Origin of the sequence: Klebsiella sp. Q11 (genome assembly GCF_964241505.1) — a bacterium.
GTDB lineage: Bacteria > Pseudomonadota > Gammaproteobacteria > Enterobacterales > Enterobacteriaceae > Klebsiella > Klebsiella michiganensis.
Genome location: NZ_CAXSXW010000002.1, coordinates 220,697 through 242,839, shown reverse-complemented (window position 1 = coordinate 242,839; position 22,143 = coordinate 220,697). Strand labels below are relative to the sequence as shown.

Below are 22,143 nucleotides of genomic sequence, written 5' to 3'. Positions count from 1 at the left end.
GGACAGGCAGCTCGAACAAGGCGCGCCAGCGCCGCCTCCGGGAACACGCCGTAAGAAGGCATCATCGCTACATCGCCAGCGCCATCCGCTGGCGACGTTCAGCTGCTATTCTCTCCAGCTCCATCGGTTCCATGCAGCGCAGCGCCTGCGTCGGGCATGCCGCCACGCAGGCCGGGCCTTCTTCACGATGGCCGCACAAATCGCACTTCAGCGCCTGTACGCCCTCCTCCACCCGCATCACCGTCATCGCGCCATAGGGGCACGCCACCATGCAGCTTTTGCAGCCGATGCAGCGGCGCTGATCAACGCGCCAGACCGAATTTTCCCGGCGGATAGCGCCCTCGGGGCAGACGTTGGCGCAGGGCGCATCTTCACACTGGCGGCAAAGCGTCGCTGTCGAGAGTTCGTCATTTTTCACCACGCGGATCCGCGGCGCAAAGCGCATGGCGGAAACGCCAGAACAGTCCTGGTCCCGCTGATGGGATACCACGCAGGCGACTTCACAGGTACGGCAGCCGATGCACTTTTGCGCATCCGCGATAATAAACCGGTTCATCCTTGCTCCACTGGGGATAAAAACGCAGAGTGCCAGAAAAAACCGCTTCCGCGCCTTGATCCTGAATGGAGTCAGCGGCGTTTTCTCTCAGATGCCCGGGACAATTTGGTCATCTGCCTTACCCTTCCCGCACGGAAAAGCCCAGTTCGCGGGAAATCGCCTCTGCCGTATCGCGCAGCGGCTTGAGTAAATTCTTCTCCCCTACCTGCTTGAGGCGCGATGTTGATAAGGAGATAGAAATGGCATAAGGCACGCGTCCATGAATATCGAAAACCGGGACCGCCAGGCAGGACACGCCCAACTCGTTCTCTTCCCTGTCCATCGCCATATTACGCTCGCGGATCTGCGCCAGCTCATCATGCATCGCAGGTAAGCCGGTAATGGTATTCCGGGTCAGCGGCTGAATAATATCCTGGTGTGAATTCCAGTAGCTCTCAACGTAGTCAGGATGGCCAAACGCCATATAAATCTTGCCCATTGCCGAGCAGTACAGCGGCATATGCTGGCCAATATAGGCGCGCGTACGCAGCATGCCGGTGGTCGGCTCCAGCTTATAAATCAGGATAGCGTGGTCATCTTCACGGCTGGAGAAGTTCACCGTCTCGCCGGTGGCCAGGTTGAGCGCCTCAAGATGCGGCGCCGCGACGTGGATGATATTGAGCGACGACAAAGCCTTTTGGCCAACGGCGATAAACTTTGTCGTCAGACGATAGCTCCCCGCCGCCGGGGCTGGCGTCACGTAGCCGCAGGATTGCAGCCCCTGCAATAAGCGATGAACGGTGCTTTTGTTCAGGCCCGCCAGTTCCGACAGATGCGCCAGCGGGCATCCGTTTGGGTAATTACTCAGGATCTCAATCAGCATCAACCCACGAAAAAGGCTCTGGCTTCCGGCAGGCCTCTCCTTGTCTTGCGTTACATCGCTCTCTTTTGTGCCCATCGTTTCCGCTCCCCGTTTTTGTCGCGTTCAGATGGTAGCGCAAAGTGTGTTTCAGTTCACGATCTGAACCGAAAAAACACAACTTTATGATTTTTATGATTTTTAAAAATAACGCTGCCCGTTGATCTGATAAAAATTGATCGCTATATTTGAAATCAGATTTCGCATAGTGAAATTTAGAGATAAAAAAGCGATCAACTCTGACCAGGGAAACAGGAATGAAAGTAACGTTTGAGCAGTTAAAAGAGGCATTCAATCGAGTACTGCTGGCGCGGGGTATCACCGCAGAAACCGCCGATGCCTGCGCAGAAATGTTTGCCCGCACCACCGAATCCGGCGTCTATTCTCACGGCGTGAACCGCTTTCCTCGCTTCATCCAGCAGCTGGACAACGGCGACATCATCCCCGAGGCTAAACCGCAGCGGGTAACCAGCCTCGGCGCCATCGAGCAGTGGGATGCCCAGCGCTCCATCGGCAACCTGACGGCGAAAAAGATGATGGACCGGGCCATCGAACTGGCTTCCGATCACGGTATCGGCCTGGTGGCGTTACGTAACGCCAACCACTGGATGCGCGGCGGCAGCTATGGCTGGCAGGCGGCGGAAAAAGGCTACATCGGCATCTGCTGGACCAACTCCATCGCCGTTATGCCGCCGTGGGGCGCTAAGGAATGCCGTATCGGTACCAATCCGCTGATCGTCGCCATTCCGTCAACGCCGATCACCATGGTGGATATGTCGATGTCGATGTTCTCCTACGGCATGCTGGAAGTTAACCGCCTTGCCGGCCGCGAGCTGCCCGTGGACGGCGGATTCGACGATGAAGGTCATTTGACCAAAGAACCGGGGGTTATCGAGAAAAACCGCCGTATTTTGCCGATGGGCTACTGGAAAGGTTCCGGCCTGTCGATTGTGCTGGATATGATTGCCACCCTGCTTTCCAACGGCTCTTCCGTTGCCGAAGTGACTCAGGAAAACAGCGATGAATATGGCGTTTCGCAGATCTTCATCGCCATAGAAGTGGATAAGCTGATCGATGGCGCAACCCGCGACGCCAAACTGCAGCGGATTATGGATTTCATCACCACCGCCGAACGCGCCGATGAAAATGTGGCGGTCCGCCTGCCCGGCCATGAATTTACCCGACTGCTGGATGAAAACCGCCGCAACGGTATCACCGTCGATGACAGCGTATGGGCCAAAATTCAGGCGCTGTAAGGAGCTCACCCATGATTTTTGGCCATATTGCTCAACCGAATCCGTGTCGTCTGCCCGCGGCCATTGAACAGGCGCTTGATTTCCTGCGCACGACGGATTTTCACGCGCTGGAACCCGGCGTCGTGGAAATCGACGGCAAGAACATCTTCGCGCAGGTTATTGACTTAACCACCCGCGATGCCGCTGACAATCGTCCGGAGGTTCACCGTCGCTATCTGGATATCCAGTTTCTGGCGTGGGGTGAAGAAAAAATCGGTATCGCCATTGATACCGGCAATAATCAAATCAGCGAATCGTTGTTAGAACAGCGCGATATTATTTTCTATCACGACAGCCAACATGAATCGTTCTTTGAAATGACGCCAGGCAACTATGCGATATTTTTCCCGCAAGATGTGCATCGTCCTGGATGTAATAAAACTGTAGCCACCCCGATCCGCAAAATAGTCGTTAAGGTCGCTATCTCAGTTTTATAATAAGGAGCACAAAATGAATTCGAATAATACCGGTTACATTATCGGTGCGTACCCCTGTGCACCCTCATTTCACCAAAAGAGTGAAGAGGAAGAGACGGAATTCTGGCGGCAGCTCTCCGACACCCCGGATATTCGCGGGCTGGAGCAACCCTGCCTTGAACATCTTCATCCGCTCGGCGACGAATGGTTATTGCGCCATACCCCGGGACACTGGCAGATTGTCGTTACCGCCATCATGGAAACCATGCGCCGCCGCGGTGAAAACGGCGGCTTTGGGCTGGCATCCAGCGACGAAGAGCAGCGCAAAGCCTGCGTGGAGTACTATCGTCACCTGCAGCAGAAGATCGCTAAAATCAATGGTAAGACCGCCGGAAAGGTCATTGCCCTTGAGCTTCACGCCGCCCCGCTGGCGGGCAATGCCAACGTGGAGCAGGCTACCGACGCCTTTGCTCGTTCATTAAAAGAGATTACCCGCTGGGACTGGTCCTGCGAGCTGGTTCTGGAGCACTGCGACGCGATGACCGGCACCGTGCCGCGCAAAGGATTTTTGCCGTTAGAAAACGTGCTGGAAGCCATTGCCGACTACGACATCAGCATCTGTATCAACTGGGCGCGCTCTGCTATTGAAGGGCGGAATACCGTTCTACCGCTCACCCATACGCAGCAGGCAAAACGGGCAGGGAAGCTCGGCGCGCTGATGTTTTCCGGCACGACGCAAACCGGCGAGTACGGCGAATGGCAGGATTTACACGCGCCGTTCGCGCCTTTCTGCCCGCAGAGCCTGATGACCACCGACCACGCCCGTGAATTATTTGCCTGCGCAGGAGCCGATCCCCTGCAATTCTCTGGTATCAAATTACTGGAAATCACTGCCAGCGCAAACGTTGACCATCGCATCGCGATATTACGCGACGGCATCTCAGCGCTAAAACAAGCACAATAATAATAACCACCTTCATCGCCAGAATATTTTTTAATATTACGAGACTATAAAGATGAATATAACCTCTAACTCTACACCCAAAGATATACCGCGCCAGCGCTGGTTAAGAATTATTCCCCCAATACTGATCACCTGTATTATTTCTTATATGGACCGGGTCAATATTGCCTTTGCCATGCCCGGCGGCATGGACGCCGACTTAGGTATTTCCGCCACTATGGCGGGGCTGGCGGGCGGTATTTTCTTTATCGGTTATCTATTTTTACAGGTTCCCGGCGGGAAAATTGCCGTTCACGGCAGCGGTAAGAAATTTATCGGCTGGTCGCTGGTCGCCTGGGCGGTTATCTCCGTGCTGACGGGGTTAATTACCAATCAGTACCAGCTGCTGGCTCTGCGCTTCTTACTAGGCGTGGCGGAAGGCGGCATGCTGCCGGTTGTTCTCACCATGATCAGTAACTGGTTCCCTGATGCGGAACGCGGTCGCGCCAACGCGATTGTCATTATGTTCGTGCCGATTGCCGGGATTATCACCGCCCCGCTTTCAGGCTGGATCATCACGGTTCTCGACTGGCGCTGGCTGTTTATTATCGAAGGTTTGCTCTCGCTGGTTGTTTTAGTTCTGTGGACCTACACCATCTATGACCGTCCGCAGGAAGCGCGCTGGATCTCTAAAGCAGAGCAGAACTATCTGGTCGAGACGCTGGCCGCAGAGCAAAGGGCCATTGCCGGCACCGAGGTGAAAAACGCCTCTCTGAGCGCCGTTCTCTCCGACAAAACCATGTGGCAGCTTATCGCCCTGAACTTCTTCTACCAGACCGGCATTTACGGCTACACCCTGTGGCTGCCCACCATTCTGAAAGAATTAACCCACAGCAGCATGGGGCAGGTCGGGATGCTCGCCATTCTGCCGTACGTCGGCGCCATTGCCGGGATGTTCCTGTTCTCTTCTCTTTCAGATCGAACCGGTAAACGCAAGCTGTTCGTCTGCCTGCCGCTGATTGGCTTCGCTCTGTGCATGTTCCTGTCGGTGGCGCTGAAAAATCAAATATGGCTCTCCTATGCCGCGCTGGTCGGCTGCGGATTCTTCCTGCAATCGGCGGCTGGCGTGTTCTGGACCATCCCGGCACGTCTGTTCAGCGCTGAAATGGCAGGCGGCGCGCGCGGGGTTATCAACGCGCTTGGCAACCTCGGCGGATTTTGTGGCCCTTATGCGGTCGGGGTTCTGATCACGCTGTACAGCAAAGACGCCGGCGTTTATTGCCTGGCGATCTCCCTGGCGCTGGCCGCGCTGATGGCGCTACTGCTGCCGGCGAAATGCGATGCCGGTGCTGCGCCGGTAAAGACGATAAACCCACATAAACGCACTGCGTAAAATCGAGCCCGGCGGCGCTGCGCCTGCCGGGTCTGCGAAATATGCCGGGTCCTCCCGGCAAGAATGAGATGCGAAAGATGAGCAAGAAACAGGCCTTCTGGCTGGGTATTGATTGTGGCGGCACGTATCTGAAAGCCGGTTTATATGATGCCGAAGGTCATGAACATGGCATTGTGCGGCAAGCGCTACAGACGATGTCGCCCCTGCCGGGTTACGCCGAACGCGACATGCATCAGCTCTGGCAACACTGCGCGGCAACCATTGCCGGACTATTACAACGGGCAGGTGTATCCGGCGAACAGATTAAAGGCGTGGGCATCTCCGCTCAGGGTAAGGGCCTCTTCCTCCTCGATAAGCAGGATCGGCCGCTGGGTAACGCCATCCTCTCGTCCGATCGTCGGGCGCTGAATATCGTTCAGCGCTGGCAGCGGGACCGTATTCCCGAACGGCTCTATCCCGTTACCCGCCAGACGCTATGGACCGGGCATCCGGCTTCTCTGCTGCGCTGGGTCAAAGAGAATGACCCCCAGCGCTACGCGCAAATTGGCTGCGTGATGATGGGGCATGACTATCTGCGCTGGTGCTTAACCGGCGTGAAAGGCTGCGAGGAGAGCAACATCTCCGAGTCCAACCTCTACAACATGTCCACGGGCCAGTACGACCCGTGTCTGACCCAATGGCTGGGGATCGGCGAAGTGGATAGCGCGCTGCCCCCCGTTGTAGGGTCAGCCGAAATATGCGGGGAGATCACCGCTCAGGCAGCCGCTTTAACCGGTCTGGCGGCGGGTACTCCCGTCGTTGGCGGCCTGTTTGACGTGGTCTCCACCGCCCTTTGTGCCGGGATTGAGGATGAGTCGACCCTCAATGCGGTGATGGGAACCTGGGCCGTCACCAGCGGTATCGCTCACGGTCTGCGCGAACATGAGGCTCACCCTTACGTCTATGGCCGCTACGTCAATGACGGCCAGTATATCGTTCACGAAGCCAGCCCGACCTCATCCGGCAACCTCGAATGGTTTACCGCCCAGTGGGGCGATCTCTCGTTTGATGAGATCAATCAGGCCGTAGCCAGTTTGCCGAAAGCCGGGAGCGAGCTGTTTTTTCTGCCGTTTCTCTACGGCAGCAACGCCGGGCTGGAGATGACCTGCGGCTTTTACGGCATGCAGGCGCTGCATACCCGCGCGCACCTGCTGCAGGCGGTTTATGAAGGCGTGGTATTCAGCCATATGACCCATCTCAACCGTATGCGCGAACGCTTTACAAGCGTTCAGGCCCTGCGCGTCACCGGCGGCCCGGCGCACTCCGACGTCTGGATGCAAATGCTGGCGGACGTCAGCGGCTTACGCGTTGAACTGCCGCAGGTGGAAGAGACCGGCTGCTTTGGCGCTGCCCTCGCGGCGCGCGTCGGCACTGGCGTATACCGCAGCTTTAGCGAAGCCCGGCGCGCCCGGCAGCACCCGGTACGCACGCTGCTGCCCGATATGACCGCCCACGCGCGCTATCAGCGCAAATACCGCCACTACCAGGATTTGATTGAAGCACTACAGGGCTACCACGCCCGTATTAAGGAGCACGCATTATGAGCCGACCATTACTGCAGCTGGCGCTCGACCACACCAGCCTTCAGGCTGCGCAGCGCGATGTCGCCCTGCTACAGGATCACGTTGATATCGTGGAGGCGGGGACCATCCTCTGTTTGACCGAGGGGCTTAACGCAGTTACAGCCCTGCGCGCCCAGTGTCCGCAGAAGATCATCGTCGCCGACTGGAAAGTCGCCGACGCCGGTGAAACCCTGGCGCAGCAGGCCTTTGGCGCTGGCGCCAACTGGATGACCATCATCTGCGCCGCGCCGCTCGCCACGGTCGAGAAAGGCCACGCCGTGGCCCAGGCCTGCGGCGGTGAAATTCAGATGGAGCTGTTCGGCAACTGGACGCTGGATGACGCCCGCGCCTGGTACCGTACCGGCGTCCATCAGGCAATTTACCATCACGGGCGCGATGCCCAGGCCAGCGGGCAGCAGTGGGGGGAGGCGGATCTGGCGCGCATGAAAGCGCTCTCCGACATTGGCCTTGAGCTATCGATCACCGGCGGGATTACCCCGGCCGATCTGCCGCTGTTCAAGGATATCAACGTCAAAGCGTTTATTGCCGGGCGCGCGCTGGCAGGCGCTGCCCATCCGGCACGGGTTGCCGCCGAATTCCACGCGCAAATCGACGCTATCTGGGGAGAACAGCATGCGTAACCACCCGTTAGGTATTTATGAAAAAGCGCTGGCGAAGGATCTCAGCTGGCCTGAGCGGCTGGTGCTGGCCAAAAGCTGCGGTTTTGATTTTGTCGAAATGTCGGTGGACGAGACCGACGAACGCCTTTCGCGCCTGGAGTGGACATCGGCCCAGCGGGCATCGCTGGTGAGCGCGATGCTGGAAACCGGCGTCGCTATTCCCTCAATGTGCCTGTCCGCCCATCGCCGTTTCCCCTTTGGCAGCCGCGACGAGGCGGTACGCAAGCGGGCGCGGGAGATTATGACCAAAGCCATCCGCCTGGCGCGCGATCTGGGGATTCGTACTATTCAGCTGGCGGGTTACGACGTCTATTACGAAGAGCACGATGAAGGCACCCGGCAGCGTTTTGCCGAAGGACTGGCCTGGGCGGTAGAACAGGCCGCCGCCGCGCAGGTGATGCTGGCGGTGGAGATCATGGACACCGCCTTTATGAACTCCATCAGCAAATGGAAAAAGTGGGACGAGAGGCTTTCGTCACCGTGGTTTACCGTCTATCCGGACGTCGGCAACCTCAGCGCCTGGGGGAACGACGTCACCGCCGAGCTGAAACTGGGTATCGATCGTATCGCCGCCATCCACCTGAAAGACACGCTGCCCGTCACCGACGATAGCCCGGGCCAGTTCCGCGACGTGCCGTTCGGCGAAGGATGCGTTGATTTTGTCGGCATCTTTAAGACGCTGCATGAGCTGAACTACCGCGGTTCGTTTCTGATTGAGATGTGGACGGAGAAGGCCAGCGAACCGGTGCTGGAGATTATCCAGGCCCGGCGCTGGATTGAATCACGGATGCAGGAAGGAGGTTTCACATGTTAGAGCAACTGAAAGCCGAGGTGCTGGCGGCAAACCTGGCGCTCCCGGCGCACCGGCTGGTCACCTTTACCTGGGGCAACGTCAGCGCGGTGGATGAAACGCGCCGTCTGATGGTCATTAAGCCCTCCGGCGTCGAATATGAGGTGATGACCGCCGACGATATGGTGGTCGTAGAGATCGCCAGCGGTAAGATCGTTGAAGGCGCTAAAAAACCCTCTTCGGATACGCCAACGCATCTGGCCCTTTATCGTCGCTATCCGCAGATCGGCGGGATCGTGCATACCCACTCCCGCCATGCGACGATCTGGTCGCAGGCCGGTCTCGATCTCCCTGCCTGGGGCACCACCCACGCCGACTATTTTTATGGCGCCATCCCCTGCACCCGGCCGATGACCGTTGAGGAGATTAACGGGGAGTATGAGTATCAGACCGGCGAAGTGATTATCAAAACCTTTGAACAGCGCGGTCTGGATCCGGCGCAAATCCCGGCGGTATTAGTCCATTCGCACGGCCCGTTTGCCTGGGGTAAAGATGCGGCCGACGCCGTACATAACGCCGTGGTACTTGAAGAGTGCGCCTATATGGGCCTGTTCTCGCGCCAGCTGGCGCCACAGCTGCCGGATATGCAGTCTGAACTGCTCGATAAACACTACCTGCGTAAACACGGCGCGAATGCCTATTACGGGCAAAACTAACACCGCGGGACTCCCGGATGGCGGCTAACGCCTTATCCGGGCTACCGGCGGTCTGCGGTCCCGTAGCCCGGGCAGGCGCTTTGCGCCGCCCTCGGGGGAAGCGTGCAGGATGTTGCAGAATTTTCCCGGGGGCGATGCTGCGCATCCCCGGCGGTCTGCGGTCCCGTAGCCCGGGCAGGCGCTTTGCGCCGCCCCCGGGGGAAGCGTGCAGGATGTTGCAGAATTTTCCCGGAGGCGATGCTGCGCATCTGTCCGGGCTGCTCGTCCCCGGCGGGAAAACCCATCAACCCTACGCCGAATTAATATGTTCCTTGCAGTAACGACGCTTCCACGCCGCGGGCGTCAGGCTGGTATGCTTACGGAAAATCTTGCGAAAATAGCCAACATCGTTAAATCCGCATTTCATCGCCACCTCGGTGAGCGACAGGGAATCGCTGATAAGCAGCTTTTCCGCCGCCCTCACCCGCTGACGGTGCAGCGCTTCGGTTAAGGTCAGCCGGAAAACATGGCGATAAATCCGCCCCAGATAATCGGCGTTGCAGTGCAGCTCCTGCGCCAGCGTGGATGCGGAAAGGGGCAAATGAAACCGGGTACGAATGATTTGCTGCGCTCTCCACGCCAGCGCGTTGCCGGGGCTGTCGGCGGGCTGTTCGCCCGCTGCCGCCGAAACTTGCTGCAGAATCAGCAGCAGGATCAGCTCCAGCGCCACGCTACGATGAATATTTTCCTGCTCGCGTAAGAATTGGCGGAACAACGAAATAATATACTGCGGCTCGCTGACGCGCGTGTGCTGCGGAATCGACAGCAGCGCCTCAGGCAGCGAAACGTTTTCACCTGAGGTCACTTCAAAATGCAGCCAGTAGAATTTTAAATCTGCCGGAAATTGCCCGATTCCGACGTGTAAACGCCGCGGCCAGAGCAATAAACTTTCCCCGGCGTTGACGCTAAAAATCTCGTTGTTTTCGCGGATCGTTAATGTTCCTTTTTCCACAAAGATTATTTCCCAGGAGTGAAGCTGACGAGCCGGATGGCTGCCGATGCCTCGGGAAATAAACAATCCACCATTTTGCACCTTAATCGGAAGTGACATGGACAATTCAAGCATAGACATTCAATATTCCGCTTTTAATAGCATTAATAACTCCTGTTACCTTTGATTATTCACGATAAAATAGCCGTCTGCTGGATCAAAATCACATTTTTACCATCAGGTCGGAATCGTCCTCTTTTTATACTTTTTCCTTCCCTTGTTGCCCCCAACATTTAGTGCAGAATAAATAACGTAATTTGCAAATAACACAATTAAAGCCCGCACTTCAGCGGGATATTATTCGCACATCATCTCCGGGAGTTATTTATGACTTCGGCTCCGATTACCACAACTGATTTGGCACAGCGTGCCCAGGACGACAAATTATCCCTTCGGGAAAAAATAGGCTACGGATTGGGCGACGCGGGCGGGACGGTGATTACCTGCCTGATCATGAACTTTTTAACTTTTTTCTATACCGATGTCTTCGGCCTGACGCCCGCGCTGGTCGGGACCCTGTTTCTGGCCCTGCGCGTTTTCGACGCCGTTTCCGACCCGATTATGGGCGTGCTGGCCGACCGTACCCAGAGCCGCTGGGGACGCTTTCGTCCCTGGCAGCTGTGGATTGCCGTGCCGATCGGCGTTATCGGCGTCCTGACGTTTACCGTGCCCGACGCCAGCATGGGGGTAAAAATCGCCTGGGCGTTCGGCACCTATCTGCTGCTGTCGGTGAGCTACACCGCGATAAACGTCCCCTACTGCGCGCTGATCAACACGATGACTACGCGTCATAGCGAGGTTATCTCGTGCCAGGCATGGCGCTTTGTCCTGTGCGGCGTGGCGGGATTCTTAGTCTCCGTTGGGCTGCCGTGGATGGTAAAAGCGCTCGGCCAGGGCGATACCGCACAGGGGTATCAGTACGGTGTCGGCGTACTCTGCGCCATCGCGGTGGCGATGTTCCTGTGCTGCTTCTTCTGGGTTCGCGAACGCGTCTCGCTGGATGTCATGGGGAAATTTACCCTGCGCGAGCACATCGCCGGGCTGCGTAAAAACGACCAGCTGCTGCTGATGCTGGTGATGTCATTTCTGCTCATCAACGTCTTCAATATCCGCGGCGGCGGCTACATGTACTTCATCACCTACGTGCTGGGCGGCTCCACCGGCTACACCTCGCTATTCTTCACCATGGTAACCTTCGCCTCGATTGCGGGCTCCGTCATCATCAACCTGCTCTCGCGCCGCTTTGATACCGTCAAACTTTACTACTACACCAACCTGGTGCTGGCCGCGCTGGCCGTGGCGATGTGGTTTTTGCCAACCGGGCAGGCGTACCAGACCCTGTGGCTGGTCGTCATCCTCGGCAACGGCATTATTCTCGGCTTTACCCTGCCGCTGCACTTTTCGCTGATGGCCTTCTCCGACGACTACGGCGAATGGAAAACCGGCGTGCGTTCTTCCGGGATGAACTTCGCCTTTAACCTGTTCTTTATCAAGCTGGCGTGGGCCTCCAGCGCCGGCATTATCAGCCTCGTGTTTATCTACGTGGCCTATCAGCCGGGCGTGGAAAACCAAACGGCATCATCACTGGCGGGTATCGCCTCCATGGAGACCCTGCTGCCCGCCCTGTTCCATCTGCTGCTGGCCTTTTCCATTCGCGCCTGCAAGCTCAACAATCCGATGATGGCGCGCATCGCCAGCGATCTGCGTACGCGTCATGTTCAGCCTTAAGGAGTCCGCCATGTCTGTTATGGAAGTCGATCTGCACAAACTGAAAATCAACGACCCGTTCCTCGGCCAGTACCAGCAGCTGGTGCGCGATGTGGTGATCCCTTATCAGTGGGATGCGCTTAACGACCGTATCGAGGAGGCGGACCCGAGCCATGCGATAGAGAACTTCCGCATCGCCGCCGGGCGACAGGAGGGCGAATTCTACGGCATGGTCTTTCAGGACAGCGACGTGGCGAAATGGCTGGAGGCGGTGGCCTGGTCGCTGTGTCAGAAGCCGGACGCCGGGCTGGAAAAAACCGCCGATGAGGTGATTGAACTGGTCGCGGCCGCCCAGTGTGAAGATGGCTATCTGAATACATATTTCACGGTCAAAGCGCCAGAGGAGCGCTGGACCAACCTCGCCGAATGCCACGAACTGTACTGCGCCGGGCACATGATTGAAGCGGGTGTCGCCTTCTTCCAGGCCACCGGCAAACGTCGTCTGCTGGATGTCGTCTGCCGCCTCGCCGACCACATCGATAGCGTGTTTGGCCCCGGAGATAACCAGCTGCACGGCTACCCTGGCCATCCGGAAATCGAGCTGGCGTTAATGCGCCTGTATGACGTCACTCAGGAGCCGCGCTATATCGCGCTGGTGAAGTACTTCGTTGAGGCGCGCGGAACGCAGCCGCATTTTTACGATATCGAATATGAGAAGCGCGGCAAAACCTCTTACTGGAACACCTACGGTCCGGCGTGGATGGTGATGGATAAACCCTACAGCCAGGCGCATCAGCCGATTTCCGAACAGCCGGTCGCCATCGGCCACGCGGTGCGTTTCGTCTATCTGATGACCGGCGTTGCCCACCTCGCCCGTTTAAGTCAGGACGAGGGCAAGCGCCGGGATTGCCTGCGCCTGTGGAAAAATATGGCCCGGCGTCAGCTGTATATCACCGGCGGAATCGGTTCGCAGAGCAGCGGGGAGGCCTTCAGCAGCGACTATGACCTGCCAAACGACACGGTCTATGCCGAAAGCTGTGCTTCCATTGGCCTGATGATGTTTGCCCGCCGGATGCTGGAGATGGAAGCCGACAGCCAATATGCCGATGTGATGGAGCGCGCGCTGTATAACACCGTGCTGGGTGGAATAGCGCTCGACGGCAAGCACTTCTTCTACGTCAATCCGCTGGAAGTGCATCCAAAATCCTTAAAATTCAACCATATTTACGATCACGTTAAGCCCGTCCGTCAGCGCTGGTTCGGCTGCGCCTGCTGCCCGCCGAATATCGCACGGGTGCTCACCTCGCTGGGGCACTATATCTACACGCCGCACGGCGACGTCCTGTACATCAACCTGTATGTCGGCAACAGCGTGGAGATCCCGGTGGGCAATGAGGCGCTACGCCTGCGCATCAGCGGCAACTATCCGTGGCAGGAACAGGTGAAGATAGTCATCGATTCATCTTCACCGGTTAGTCATACCCTGGCGCTGCGTCTGCCGGACTGGTGCGATAAGTCGCAGGTCACGCTCAACGGCGCGCCGGTTACGCAGGACGTGCGCAAAGGGTATCTGCACATCAGCCATCTCTGGCAGGAGGGCGACACGCTACAGTTAACCCTGCCGATGCCGGTGCGCCGCATTTACGGTAACCCGCTGGTGCGCCACCAGGCAGGCCAGGTCGCCGTCCAGCGCGGTCCGCTGGTTTACTGCCTGGAGCAGGCGGATAACGGCGAGCAATTGCATAACCTGCAGCTGCCGCGCGACGCCCGGTTTAGCACTGTCGAAGGCAAAGGGATTTTTGCCCGCAAGATACTTCTCCAGGCGCCGGGCTATAAGCAAACGGCGGAAGATGCCGAAAACCAGGCCCTATGGCACTATGACCGCGCGCCGTCCTCCCGTCAGCCGCAAGTATTAACCTTTATTCCGTGGTTTAGCTGGGCCAACCGCGGCGAAGGCGAGATGCGCATCTGGGTGAACGAAGCGGAAGCGTAAATGTGAGTGTGAGCATTCCCCGGTGGCGCTGCGGTATGAACCGGAAACATGGGTAACACTTTAGACCGGATACATGGGTAACGGTTATCGTAGCCCGGGTAAGGCGTTCACGCCGCGACCCGGGACTACCTGCTTATGCTAAAGGAACAATGCCTTATCGCGCAGAATATGATCGTTGCCGCGACGGCGGGTAAAACCGATGCGGTCGAAATATTCGAGGATCTGAATCGCCAGCTTGCGCCCGACGTTCAGCGTATCGCGGAAATCCGCCGCGCAGGTTGAGCCCCTTTCCAGATCCAGATCGCGGATCATTTTGGCAAACGCCACAATCCGATCGTTGCGATAGTAGCGATCTTTCACGATCGCGGTAATCATCCCCTGCTGCGCCGCCTGGCGTAATACCGCCCGCATTAACGACTCTTCTACGTTGGCTTCACGCGCCAGATCGCGTACCCACCATGGCTCATCGGCAAACAGCCCGGCAACCCGCTGCCAGATGGCCTGCTGCTCGTCGGTAAAGCCCGCTTTATGCTCCGGCAGATGCAGCCAGCCGTGGTGGCTGTGAACAATGCCGCTTTCGCGCATCTGCTCAATCAACAGCAGCACCAGCGCTTCATCTTCCATCGGCAGCGCAATACGCCGCAGACGTTCGCGGCCCGGTCCTGGCTCATCGCGATGCTGATCGTGATAGCGCGCCAGGGCATCGAGCAGCTTCCGCTGCCAGCGCGCGGCGAGCGGGGCGCTCAGCAGGCTATTTCCCGCCTGCAGATAGTCAGGGCGGTGAATCAGCGCGTTGAGGCCATCGCGGCTGAGCTGACGCGCCCAGGCGAAATCATCGAGGCGCACCGCATCGCGCTGAAGGTGAATATCCAGCGCCTGGACGTCATCGCCCTGCGCGGCGGCCAGCGCGTGCAGCCACTGTAAATACTCCGGCTTACGCTTGCCCCGGCGCGGCGGATTGAGGGTCACCACTCGCGCACCGGCCAGCGTCAGGCGCGCGGAAATATCGCGCAGCACCAGACGGTCGTTATCCGCCAGCCGCAGCGGCGTATCGAGAACCAGCTCCGCCAGCGCGCCTTCGAGCAGCGACACGCGGCCGGTAATATGGCTGGCGGCGTGGTGGATATGCAGCGGCTGCCACTGGCTAAGCGGCGTATGGCACTGCAGTTCAACGATGACCCGCTCAGAGGCTTCCGGCGGCGGTACCGCCAGCAGCCAGTCGCCGCGGTTGAGCTCCTCTTTTTGCGCATCGCCGGCAATATTCAGGGCAATGCGCTGGCCGGCCCAGGCCTGCTCAACCGGCTGATTCTGCGCGTGCAAACCGCGCACGCGCATCGGTTTATCCACGCCGGTCAGCCACAGCGTATCGCCAACGTTGACCTCGCCGGATAACGCGGTCCCGGTAACCACCAGCCCCGCGCCTTTGACGGTAAATGCCCGGTCGATGGCCAGGCGAAAGCGCTGATGCTGCGGGCGCGGGCGCGCGGAGAGCTGCAGGAGATGCTCGCGCAGCTCGGCGATGCCCCGTCCTTCCGTCGCCGCGACGGCAAACAGGGTCGCGCCGGTAAAGCCGAACTCCGCCAGCACCGCGTCGATTTCCGCCTCCACCTCCTCAATCCGCGCCGCTTCTACGCGGTCCGCTTTGGTCAGCGCCACGGTTAGCGTTGGCTGCCCGGTAAGCTGGAGGATCGCCAGATGTTCGCGGGTTTGCGCCATCACGCCATCATCGCAGGCCACCACCAGCAGCGCGTGATCGATACCGCCGACGCCGGCCAGCATATTGGACAAAAACTTTTCGTGGCCGGGAACGTCGATAAAACCCAGCACCCGCCCATCGGGCTGCGGCCAGTAGGCGTAGCCGAGGTCGATAGTCATCCCGCGCGCTTTCTCTTCCGGCAGGCGATCGGCGTTGATACCGGTAATCGCCTGCAGCAGCGTGGTTTTGCCGTGGTCAACGTGTCCGGCGGTGGCAATAATCATCTCAATAACATCTCCATAAACCGGGATTCATCCTCAAGACAGCGCAGGTCCAGCCACAGGCGGCCATCGTAGATCCTGCCAATAACCGGCACGGGCAACTGACGCCAGCGTGCCGCCAGAGCTTCCAGCCGACTGCCGCGCCCATCGCGCGGAGTCAACGTCAACGCCGCGCTGGGCAAGCGGTCCACCGGCAGCGAGCCGCTGCCGATCTGCGACAGGCATGGCTCGACCCGCAGGTCAAAATCAGCATAATGTGCAGCCAGCGCGGCCCGCATGCGCTCGCCCTGCAGGCGGATCTCGTCCGCCTGGCGAGTCAGCAGACGCAGGGTCGGCAGTTCAGCGGCCAGCTTTTCCGGATGCAGATAGAGGCGCAGCGTGGCCTCCAGCGCCGCGAGGGTCATTTTATCCGCCCGCAGGGCGCGCTTAAGCGGATGGCTCTGCAAACGCGCGATCAGCGCTTTTTTACCGACGATAATTCCCGCCTGCGGGCCGCCCAGCAGTTTATCGCCGGAGAAGCTTACCAGGCTGACGCCGGCGGCAATCATCTCCTGCGGCATCGGCTCTTTCGGCAGGCCGTACTGGCTTAAATCCACCAGCGAGCCGCTGCCGAGATCGGCCACCACCGGGATATTGAGTTCGCGGCCAATCTCCGCCAGCGCCGCTTCATCGACCGCTTTAGTAAAGCCCTCAATACTGTAGTTGCTGGTGTGCACCTTCATCAGCAGGCCGGTATTGTCATTCACCGCCTGACGATAATCTTTCGCGTGGGTGCGGTTAGTGGTCCCGACTTCATGCAGAACGCAGCCCGCCTGGCGCATCACGTCGGGAATACGAAACGCGCCGCCGATCTCCACCAGCTCGCCGCGCGACACCACCACCTCACGGCCGCCGGCGGTTGCCGCCAGCATCAGCAGCACCGCCGCCGCGTTATTGTTGACGATACAGGCGTCTTCCGCGCCGGTGATCTGGCAAAGCAGGTCGGCCAGCGCGCGATCGCGGTGGCCGCGTCCGGCATCGTCAAGATCGTATTCCAGCGTCACCGGCGCGCGCATCGCCTGGGTCACCGCCTCTACCGCCGCTTCCGCCTGAATCGCCCGCCCAAGGTTGGTGTGCAGCACGGTACCGGTCAGGTTGAACACCGGGCGCAGCGCGCTCTGCTGTCGCTGCGTCAAACGACGCGAGGTCTCCATTAGCCATGCTTCGCACCAGTCCGGCAGCGTCTGGTTCAGACGGATGTATTCCCGCGCCTCGTCCAGCATCTGACGCAGCTGCGCTACCGTCTGGGCGTGACCGTATTGCATCAACAGCGGTGAAAATGCGGGGTCGCGGAGTAAACGGTCGATGGCCGGAAGCCGGGTATAAAGCGCACGAATTTCGCTAGTCATGAATGAACCTATTTTCCCCCCTCCCGACGGGAGAGGGAGTCAACAAATGAGCAGCAATTGTAATGCCTCCGCGCAAAAACTGTTACCTGTCTGGGTCAACTCACCGGCGGTTCAGTGCGCGCAAAGCTGGCGCGCTGAAAGAGGGAATCCACCAGGCGCACCAGCTTCGGTCGGGTGGCGCACCAGCCCGGAGCGACGCGGCGGAAATTGAGATAAGCAATGGCGCAGGCTGCGGAAATGGTTGCCAGATTAACCTCATCAGGACGTAATGTCCCGTCACTGGCATACCCTTCCAGCGCATCAAGCCCGCGCGCAATTTTTTCACGCTGGCGCAGCAGTTCGCTTTCCGACTGCTGGGCCGCCGGGCGCGTTTTCTCCCGTACCAGCGTTTGCGCAGCCTCCATCACGCCATCAGCCAGCGCTTCAATTTGACGCAATTTCAGCGCAGCCTTCGGCGCCGCAGGCAGCATATCCGGCGCGATGCCGAGCAGCTCCAGATATTGCGCAATAATGGGCGAGTCGTACCAGCATTCACCGTCGTCGGTGACAAGCGCGGGGACTTTTCCCAGCGGATTGTAGTGCGCCACGCCGTTGGTCTCGTGGTAAGGGAATTCGTTGACGAACTCGAAGGGAATCGCTTTTTCCAGCAGTATGACGGAAATTTTGCGCACAAAGGGACTGGTGTAGCTGCCGATCAGTTTCATTGCCTGCTCCTTTCGCCAACAAAGTAGTAAGTATGGCGCAGGCGCAGGCAAATAGCAGAGAGAGAAATCACCTCATGCCGGACTGACCCCGCTAATGGTCCAGATAGAGATAGTGCATCCAGCTGGTCATCCGCAGCAGCACCTTGCGCATCACCGAAACGTGGGTGAAATGATCGGAGTAGACCGCCACCTGGGCGTAAATGCCGTCAGGCAGGGCGTCTACGGCGGCATCGGGCTCCAGCTCAATGGTCGCCAGCACGCCGTCGGTGCCCGGCGTCACCGTCAGCGCCTGCAGCGTGCCCTGCGCCTGGTATGTTCCCCCCGGTACGACTGGCAGGATGCTCACCAGCTTGCCGCGAAAGACCTGTCCCGGCAGCGCGTTGAACACCGCTTCAGCATCGTCGCCCTTCTCCAGCCTGAGCAGCGAATTTTGCCGGAACTGCGCCACAATCAGCCGTTTTTGCTGGGGGATAAAGACCATCACCGGACGCAGCGGCAGCGAGGCGGCATAGGTCCCAGGACGAATTAACACCTGGGTGATATACCCGTCGCTGGGCGCGCGTACGGTCGTCTGCTCGAGGTTATATTTCGCCTCCGCCAGCTGCGCGCGCAGGCTTACCACCTGCGACTGTTCGCCGTTTATCATGCTGTCGAGCTGGCTCTGAATTTGCGCCTGCTCCGCCACCGATCCTTTCACCATCGCATCCTGGGCGAGGTAGTTTTGCCGGGCATTATCGATATCGCTTTCCGAAAACGGATTGACCCGCGCCTGGCTTCCTTTCAGGTAGCGCTGATAATCCTTATACAGACGGTCGCGCTCCGCCGAAACGCGCGTGGTGTTGGCCTGAGCCTCAGAAAGCTGGGCTTTAAGGGTATTGATACTGTGCAGCGCGGTAACAAGGTCGGCCTGTAGCCGGTCCACCCGCGCCTGATAACGCACCGGATCGATGGTAAACAGCACCTCGCCCTTTTTAACTCGTTGATTTGCTTTATCCGTGACGCTGCTGACCACCCCGGTAACCTGCGGCGTAATAGGAATAGAAATAACCGCTTTTTGCGCGGTAAAGGTATACGGATGGTTGTAGTTCATTAATAAGATAAGCGCGCTAACAATAAATACGCCGCCCAGCGCCGCGGTGGGAACCGTCCATTTATTTACCGGGATCTTAAATATTTTAAATATCGACCAGGCAATCGCCACATAGGTCAAAATAATCAGCAGATCCATGAGTTATTTCTCCACCGAAGGAGGTTGAGCTGACGGTCTGAGACCGGTTATTTGCTGCTCGAGCGCGATAACCCGCTGGCGCAGTTCGCTGATGTCGTCCCCCTCTTCCGCCGCCTCAGACGGCGTCTCGTCCCGCCGATGCTGCATGCCCCAGCCGCGTTCTGGCCGGTAAAGCGTGGCCCAAATCCATAAAAACGGCCAAATGACGTGCAGCGTAAAAAGGCTCACCCAGCCCGCGACGTGAATCGCATCGGCATGCGGGTGATTACGTTTCTTCGCGATCAGGTAAGGAATATCATGGAGAATGATGATTCCATAAAAAATCACCAGAAATACAAAGATCAGAACGCCGAGCGCAAAATAATTGAGAAACATAATTTCCTCGGATTTACGCTAATTATTTTCAGGATGTGTGCCGGGCCGGATCAAAAAAGGGCCGACAAAATGAGCATAATTCACCCGTATCATTTTCGCCATTGACGACTAAAATGTTCTTTAAGCGATTGCGTTGCTGAGTGACGTATCAGCAAGCGGAACGCGGCATAACCTGCGCGAGATCACACCGGGCTAAATCCTGGTGAAAATATTTTGTGACGAACATCACAAACAAATAACAAAACGTCAAAGTAAATTTGTGATTTTCATCACATAAAAATGCATTATCCCCCCTTAAAACCCGGTCTGTTGTTTTTTTACACATCCATTTTGTGATGGAGATCACTACAAAAGACCATCATCGCCCTATATTCATGTGATCCAAATCACATAAAAATCCACCGACTGGACAGCTTAACGATTCAGTGCCAGATTTCGCACTATCACTCAGGGCCCGGCTACCTCTGCCGCCTTATTAACAACAAGCCTCGGGCTTTCAGCCTGCCGATAGCAAAAACAGAAGAAGGGGTGTTTTATGTCATCCGATATCAAGATCAAAGTGCAAAGCTTTGGTCGTTTCCTCAGCAATATGGTGATGCCAAATATCGGCGCGTTTATCGCGTGGGGTATTATCACCGCTCTATTCATTCCGACAGGATGGTTACCGAACGAAACGCTGGCGAAGCTGGTTGGTCCGATGATCACCTATCTGCTGCCGCTGCTGATCGGTTATACCGGCGGTAAGCTGGTTGGCGGCGAGCGCGGCGGCGTGGTCGGCGCGATTACCACCATGGGCGTTATCGTCGGCGCGGATATGCCGATGTTCCTCGGCTCCATGATCGCCGGTCCGCTGGGCGGCTGGGCAATTAAAAAATTCGACGTCTGGGTAGACGGTAAGATCAAATCCGGTTTTGAGATGCTGGTGAATAACTTCTCCGCGGGCATCATCGGTATGATCCTCGCCATTCTGGCGTTCCTCGGCATTGGCCCGGCGGTTGAAGTCCTGTCGAAAATTCTGGCCGCAGGCGTTAACTTCATGGTGGCGCACGAGATGCTGCCGCTGGCCTCTATCTTTGTTGAACCGGCGAAAATCCTGTTCCTCAACAACGCCATTAACCACGGCATTTTCTCGCCGCTGGGTATTCAGCAATCCCACGAGCTGGGCAAATCCATCTTCTTCCTGATTGAAGCTAACCCGGGTCCGGGGATGGGCGTCCTGCTGGCGTATATGTTCTTCGGCCGCGGCAGCGCGAAACAGTCTGCAGGCGGTGCGGCAATCATCCACTTCCTCGGCGGTATTCACGAGATTTACTTCCCGTACGTGCTGATGAACCCGCGTCTGATTCTGGCCGTTATCCTCGGTGGGATGACCGGCGTATTCACCCTGACTATCCTCAACGGCGGGCTGGTCTCTCCGGCTTCTCCGGGTTCTATCCTCGCCGTGCTGGCGATGACGCCGAAAGGCGCTTACTTTGCTAACATCGCGGCGATTATTGCGGCGATGGCCGTCTCCTTTGTGGTCGCAGCCGTGCTGCTGAAAACCAGCAAAGTTAAAGAAGAAGATGATATCGAAGCCGCGACCCGTCGCATGCAGGATATGAAAGCGCAGTCCAAAGGCGGCGCCACGCCGCTGGCCGCTGGCGATGTCGCGAACGACCTGAGCCACGTGCGTAAAATCATCGTCGCCTGCGACGCCGGTATGGGCTCCAGCGCGATGGGCGCAGGCGTGCTGCGTAAAAAAGTGCAGGATGCCGGGCTGAGCAACATCTCCGTGACTAACAGTGCGATCAACAACCTGCCGCCGGATGTTGACCTGGTCATCACCCACCGCGACCTGACCGAGCGTGCGATGCGTCAGGTGCCGCAGGCGCAGCATATTTCGCTGACCAACTTCCTCGACAGCGGCCTGTACACCAGCCTGACCGAACGTCTGGTTTCGGCGCAGCGCCACACGGATAACGAAGAGAAAGTCCGCGACAGCCTGAAAGACAGCTTCGACGCGTCTGACACCAATCTGTTCAAACTCGGCGCGGAGAACATCTTCCTCGGCCGTAAAGCGGCGACCAAAGAAGAAGCGATTCTGTTTGCCGGCGAGCAGCTGGTGAAAGGCGGCTACGTTGAGCCGGAATACGTCCAGGCGATGCTGGATCGTGAAAAGCTGACCTCCACCTATCTGGGTGAGTCCATCGCGGTCCCGCACGGCACTATCGAAGCCAAAGATCGCGTTCTGAAAACCGGCATCGTCTTCTGCCAGTACCCGGAAGGCGTACGCTTCGGCGAAGAAGAGGACGAGGTGGCTCGCCTGGTTATCGGTATTGCCGCGCGTAATAACGAGCATATCCAGGTGATTACCAGCCTGACCAACGCGCTGGACGATGAATCGGTCATTGAGCGTCTGGCAAAAACCACCAGCGTTGAAGAAGTTCTGACGCTGCTGAAAGCGTAATCCGTCA

The 22,143-nt window shown here is 58.0% G+C and carries 19 protein-coding genes; 11 read left to right on the top strand and 8 right to left on the bottom strand.

Translation table 11 applies throughout. The annotated features are described in order from the left end of the window. Positions 1-67: 67 nt before the first annotated feature. Together ACESQ2_RS03575 and yiaJ are read right to left on the bottom strand one after the other, a co-directional pair. Positions 68-556: a 4Fe-4S binding protein gene (locus ACESQ2_RS03575; RefSeq protein WP_014839764.1), complete on the bottom strand. Its 489-nt coding sequence runs from the start codon at positions 554-556 to the stop codon at positions 68-70. Positions 557-674: 118 nt separating this feature from the next. Beyond that, positions 675-1,493, bottom strand: a complete 819-nt coding sequence (gene yiaJ / locus ACESQ2_RS03570; protein WP_014839765.1) for an IclR family transcriptional regulator YiaJ — start codon at positions 1,491-1,493, stop codon at positions 675-677. A 218-nt stretch (positions 1,494-1,711) separates the two neighbouring features. Here yiaJ and yiaK point away from each other — a divergent pair, with 218 nt between their 5' ends. From yiaK to araD, 8 genes are all read left to right on the top strand, one after another. Continuing rightward, complete coding sequence (gene yiaK, locus ACESQ2_RS03565; RefSeq protein ID WP_014227214.1) at positions 1,712-2,710, top strand: 3-dehydro-L-gulonate 2-dehydrogenase; 999 nt, start codon at positions 1,712-1,714, stop codon at positions 2,708-2,710. A gap of 11 nt (positions 2,711-2,721) precedes the next feature. Then, complete coding sequence (locus ACESQ2_RS03560) at positions 2,722-3,186, top strand: YhcH/YjgK/YiaL family protein (protein WP_049069631.1); 465 nt, start codon at positions 2,722-2,724, stop codon at positions 3,184-3,186. Between the two features lie 13 nt (positions 3,187-3,199). Continuing rightward, positions 3,200-4,129, top strand: coding sequence for a DUF4862 family protein (locus ACESQ2_RS03555; RefSeq protein WP_373170161.1), 930 nt, complete (start codon positions 3,200-3,202; stop codon positions 4,127-4,129). 52 nt (positions 4,130-4,181) lie between these two features. Then, a complete protein-coding gene (locus ACESQ2_RS03550) occupies positions 4,182-5,501 on the top strand; it encodes an MFS transporter (protein ID WP_014839769.1) in 1,320 nt (439 codons plus the stop codon). Positions 5,502-5,578: 77 nt separating this feature from the next. Then, positions 5,579-7,084, top strand: a complete 1,506-nt coding sequence (locus ACESQ2_RS03545) for an FGGY-family carbohydrate kinase (RefSeq protein ID WP_032718800.1) — start codon at positions 5,579-5,581, stop codon at positions 7,082-7,084. Continuing rightward, complete coding sequence (ulaD, locus tag ACESQ2_RS03540) at positions 7,081-7,743, top strand: 3-keto-L-gulonate-6-phosphate decarboxylase UlaD (RefSeq protein ID WP_373170160.1); 663 nt, start codon at positions 7,081-7,083, stop codon at positions 7,741-7,743. The genes ACESQ2_RS03545 and ulaD overlap by 4 nt, the downstream gene beginning before the upstream one ends. After that, positions 7,736-8,596 (top strand): L-ribulose-5-phosphate 3-epimerase, encoded by an 861-nt coding sequence (locus tag ACESQ2_RS03535; RefSeq protein WP_148849788.1) that lies wholly within the window; start codon positions 7,736-7,738, stop codon positions 8,594-8,596. Before ulaD ends, ACESQ2_RS03535 begins: the two co-directional genes overlap by 8 nt. Beyond that, positions 8,590-9,288 (top strand): L-ribulose-5-phosphate 4-epimerase, encoded by a 699-nt coding sequence (gene araD, locus ACESQ2_RS03530; RefSeq protein ID WP_014839773.1) that lies wholly within the window; start codon positions 8,590-8,592, stop codon positions 9,286-9,288. The genes ACESQ2_RS03535 and araD overlap by 7 nt, the downstream gene beginning before the upstream one ends. 289 nt (positions 9,289-9,577) lie before the next feature. Here araD and ACESQ2_RS03525 read toward each other — a convergent pair whose 3' ends face one another. Further along, complete coding sequence (locus ACESQ2_RS03525; protein ID WP_014227222.1) at positions 9,578-10,393, bottom strand: helix-turn-helix domain-containing protein; 816 nt, start codon at positions 10,391-10,393, stop codon at positions 9,578-9,580. A 252-nt stretch (positions 10,394-10,645) separates the two neighbouring features. Here ACESQ2_RS03525 and ACESQ2_RS03520 point away from each other — a divergent pair, with 252 nt between their 5' ends. Next, the gene (locus tag ACESQ2_RS03520) at positions 10,646-12,046 is read left to right on the top strand and encodes an MFS transporter (protein WP_064374921.1); all 1,401 of its coding nucleotides are present in this window, start codon (positions 10,646-10,648) and stop codon (positions 12,044-12,046) included. A gap of 10 nt (positions 12,047-12,056) precedes the next feature. Further along, positions 12,057-14,018, top strand: a complete 1,962-nt coding sequence (locus ACESQ2_RS03515; RefSeq protein ID WP_373170159.1) for a glycoside hydrolase family 127 protein — start codon at positions 12,057-12,059, stop codon at positions 14,016-14,018. 138 nt (positions 14,019-14,156) lie between these two features. Here the strand turns inward: ACESQ2_RS03515 and selB are convergent, their stop codons facing one another. The 5 genes from selB to ACESQ2_RS03490 all read right to left on the bottom strand — a co-directional run bounded on the left by selB (position 14,157) and on the right by ACESQ2_RS03490 (position 19,690). Beyond that, complete coding sequence (gene selB, locus ACESQ2_RS03510; protein ID WP_046876794.1) at positions 14,157-15,998, bottom strand: selenocysteine-specific translation elongation factor; 1,842 nt, start codon at positions 15,996-15,998, stop codon at positions 14,157-14,159. Further along, positions 15,995-17,383, bottom strand: coding sequence for an L-seryl-tRNA(Sec) selenium transferase (gene selA / locus ACESQ2_RS03505; RefSeq protein ID WP_032692968.1), 1,389 nt, complete (start codon positions 17,381-17,383; stop codon positions 15,995-15,997). Before selA ends, selB begins: the two co-directional genes overlap by 4 nt. Positions 17,384-17,478: 95 nt before the next feature. Further along, positions 17,479-18,087, bottom strand: a complete 609-nt coding sequence (locus ACESQ2_RS03500) for a glutathione S-transferase (protein WP_032718806.1) — start codon at positions 18,085-18,087, stop codon at positions 17,479-17,481. A 91-nt stretch (positions 18,088-18,178) separates the two neighbouring features. Further along, complete coding sequence (locus tag ACESQ2_RS03495) at positions 18,179-19,315, bottom strand: HlyD family secretion protein (RefSeq protein WP_032692969.1); 1,137 nt, start codon at positions 19,313-19,315, stop codon at positions 18,179-18,181. Between the two features lie 3 nt (positions 19,316-19,318). Further along, complete coding sequence (locus ACESQ2_RS03490) at positions 19,319-19,690, bottom strand: DUF3302 domain-containing protein (protein ID WP_004855444.1); 372 nt, start codon at positions 19,688-19,690, stop codon at positions 19,319-19,321. A 535-nt stretch (positions 19,691-20,225) separates the two neighbouring features. Here ACESQ2_RS03490 and mtlA point away from each other — a divergent pair. Continuing rightward, entirely contained in the window at positions 20,226-22,136 is a 1,911-nt protein-coding gene (gene mtlA, locus ACESQ2_RS03485) for a PTS mannitol transporter subunit IICBA (RefSeq protein WP_004855446.1), read from the top strand. The last annotated feature ends 7 nt before the right edge of the window (positions 22,137-22,143 follow it).

What these genes read in the sequence shown, in the direction of transcription:
- ACESQ2_RS03575 (WP_014839764.1), bottom strand. Translation starts at nt 556, where the DNA reads ATGAACCGGTTTATTATCGCGGATGCGCAAAAGTGCATCGGCTGCCGT.
- yiaJ (WP_014839765.1), bottom strand. Translation starts at nt 1,493, where the DNA reads ATGGGCACAAAAGAGAGCGATGTAACGCAAGACAAGGAGAGGCCTGCC.
- yiaK (WP_014227214.1), top strand. Translation starts at nt 1,712, where the DNA reads ATGAAAGTAACGTTTGAGCAGTTAAAAGAGGCATTCAATCGAGTACTG.
- ACESQ2_RS03560 (WP_049069631.1), top strand. Translation starts at nt 2,722, where the DNA reads ATGATTTTTGGCCATATTGCTCAACCGAATCCGTGTCGTCTGCCCGCG.
- ACESQ2_RS03555 (WP_373170161.1), top strand. Translation starts at nt 3,200, where the DNA reads ATGAATTCGAATAATACCGGTTACATTATCGGTGCGTACCCCTGTGCA.
- ACESQ2_RS03550 (WP_014839769.1), top strand. Translation starts at nt 4,182, where the DNA reads ATGAATATAACCTCTAACTCTACACCCAAAGATATACCGCGCCAGCGC.
- ACESQ2_RS03545 (WP_032718800.1), top strand. Translation starts at nt 5,579, where the DNA reads ATGAGCAAGAAACAGGCCTTCTGGCTGGGTATTGATTGTGGCGGCACG.
- ulaD (WP_373170160.1), top strand. Translation starts at nt 7,081, where the DNA reads ATGAGCCGACCATTACTGCAGCTGGCGCTCGACCACACCAGCCTTCAG.
- ACESQ2_RS03535 (WP_148849788.1), top strand. Translation starts at nt 7,736, where the DNA reads ATGCGTAACCACCCGTTAGGTATTTATGAAAAAGCGCTGGCGAAGGAT.
- araD (WP_014839773.1), top strand. Translation starts at nt 8,590, where the DNA reads ATGTTAGAGCAACTGAAAGCCGAGGTGCTGGCGGCAAACCTGGCGCTC.
- ACESQ2_RS03525 (WP_014227222.1), bottom strand. Translation starts at nt 10,393, where the DNA reads ATGCTTGAATTGTCCATGTCACTTCCGATTAAGGTGCAAAATGGTGGA.
- ACESQ2_RS03520 (WP_064374921.1), top strand. Translation starts at nt 10,646, where the DNA reads ATGACTTCGGCTCCGATTACCACAACTGATTTGGCACAGCGTGCCCAG.
- ACESQ2_RS03515 (WP_373170159.1), top strand. Translation starts at nt 12,057, where the DNA reads ATGTCTGTTATGGAAGTCGATCTGCACAAACTGAAAATCAACGACCCG.
- selB (WP_046876794.1), bottom strand. Translation starts at nt 15,998, where the DNA reads ATGATTATTGCCACCGCCGGACACGTTGACCACGGCAAAACCACGCTG.
- selA (WP_032692968.1), bottom strand. Translation starts at nt 17,383, where the DNA reads ATGACTAGCGAAATTCGTGCGCTTTATACCCGGCTTCCGGCCATCGAC.
- ACESQ2_RS03500 (WP_032718806.1), bottom strand. Translation starts at nt 18,087, where the DNA reads ATGAAACTGATCGGCAGCTACACCAGTCCCTTTGTGCGCAAAATTTCC.
- ACESQ2_RS03495 (WP_032692969.1), bottom strand. Translation starts at nt 19,315, where the DNA reads ATGGATCTGCTGATTATTTTGACCTATGTGGCGATTGCCTGGTCGATA.
- ACESQ2_RS03490 (WP_004855444.1), bottom strand. Translation starts at nt 19,690, where the DNA reads ATGTTTCTCAATTATTTTGCGCTCGGCGTTCTGATCTTTGTATTTCTG.
- mtlA (WP_004855446.1), top strand. Translation starts at nt 20,226, where the DNA reads ATGTCATCCGATATCAAGATCAAAGTGCAAAGCTTTGGTCGTTTCCTC.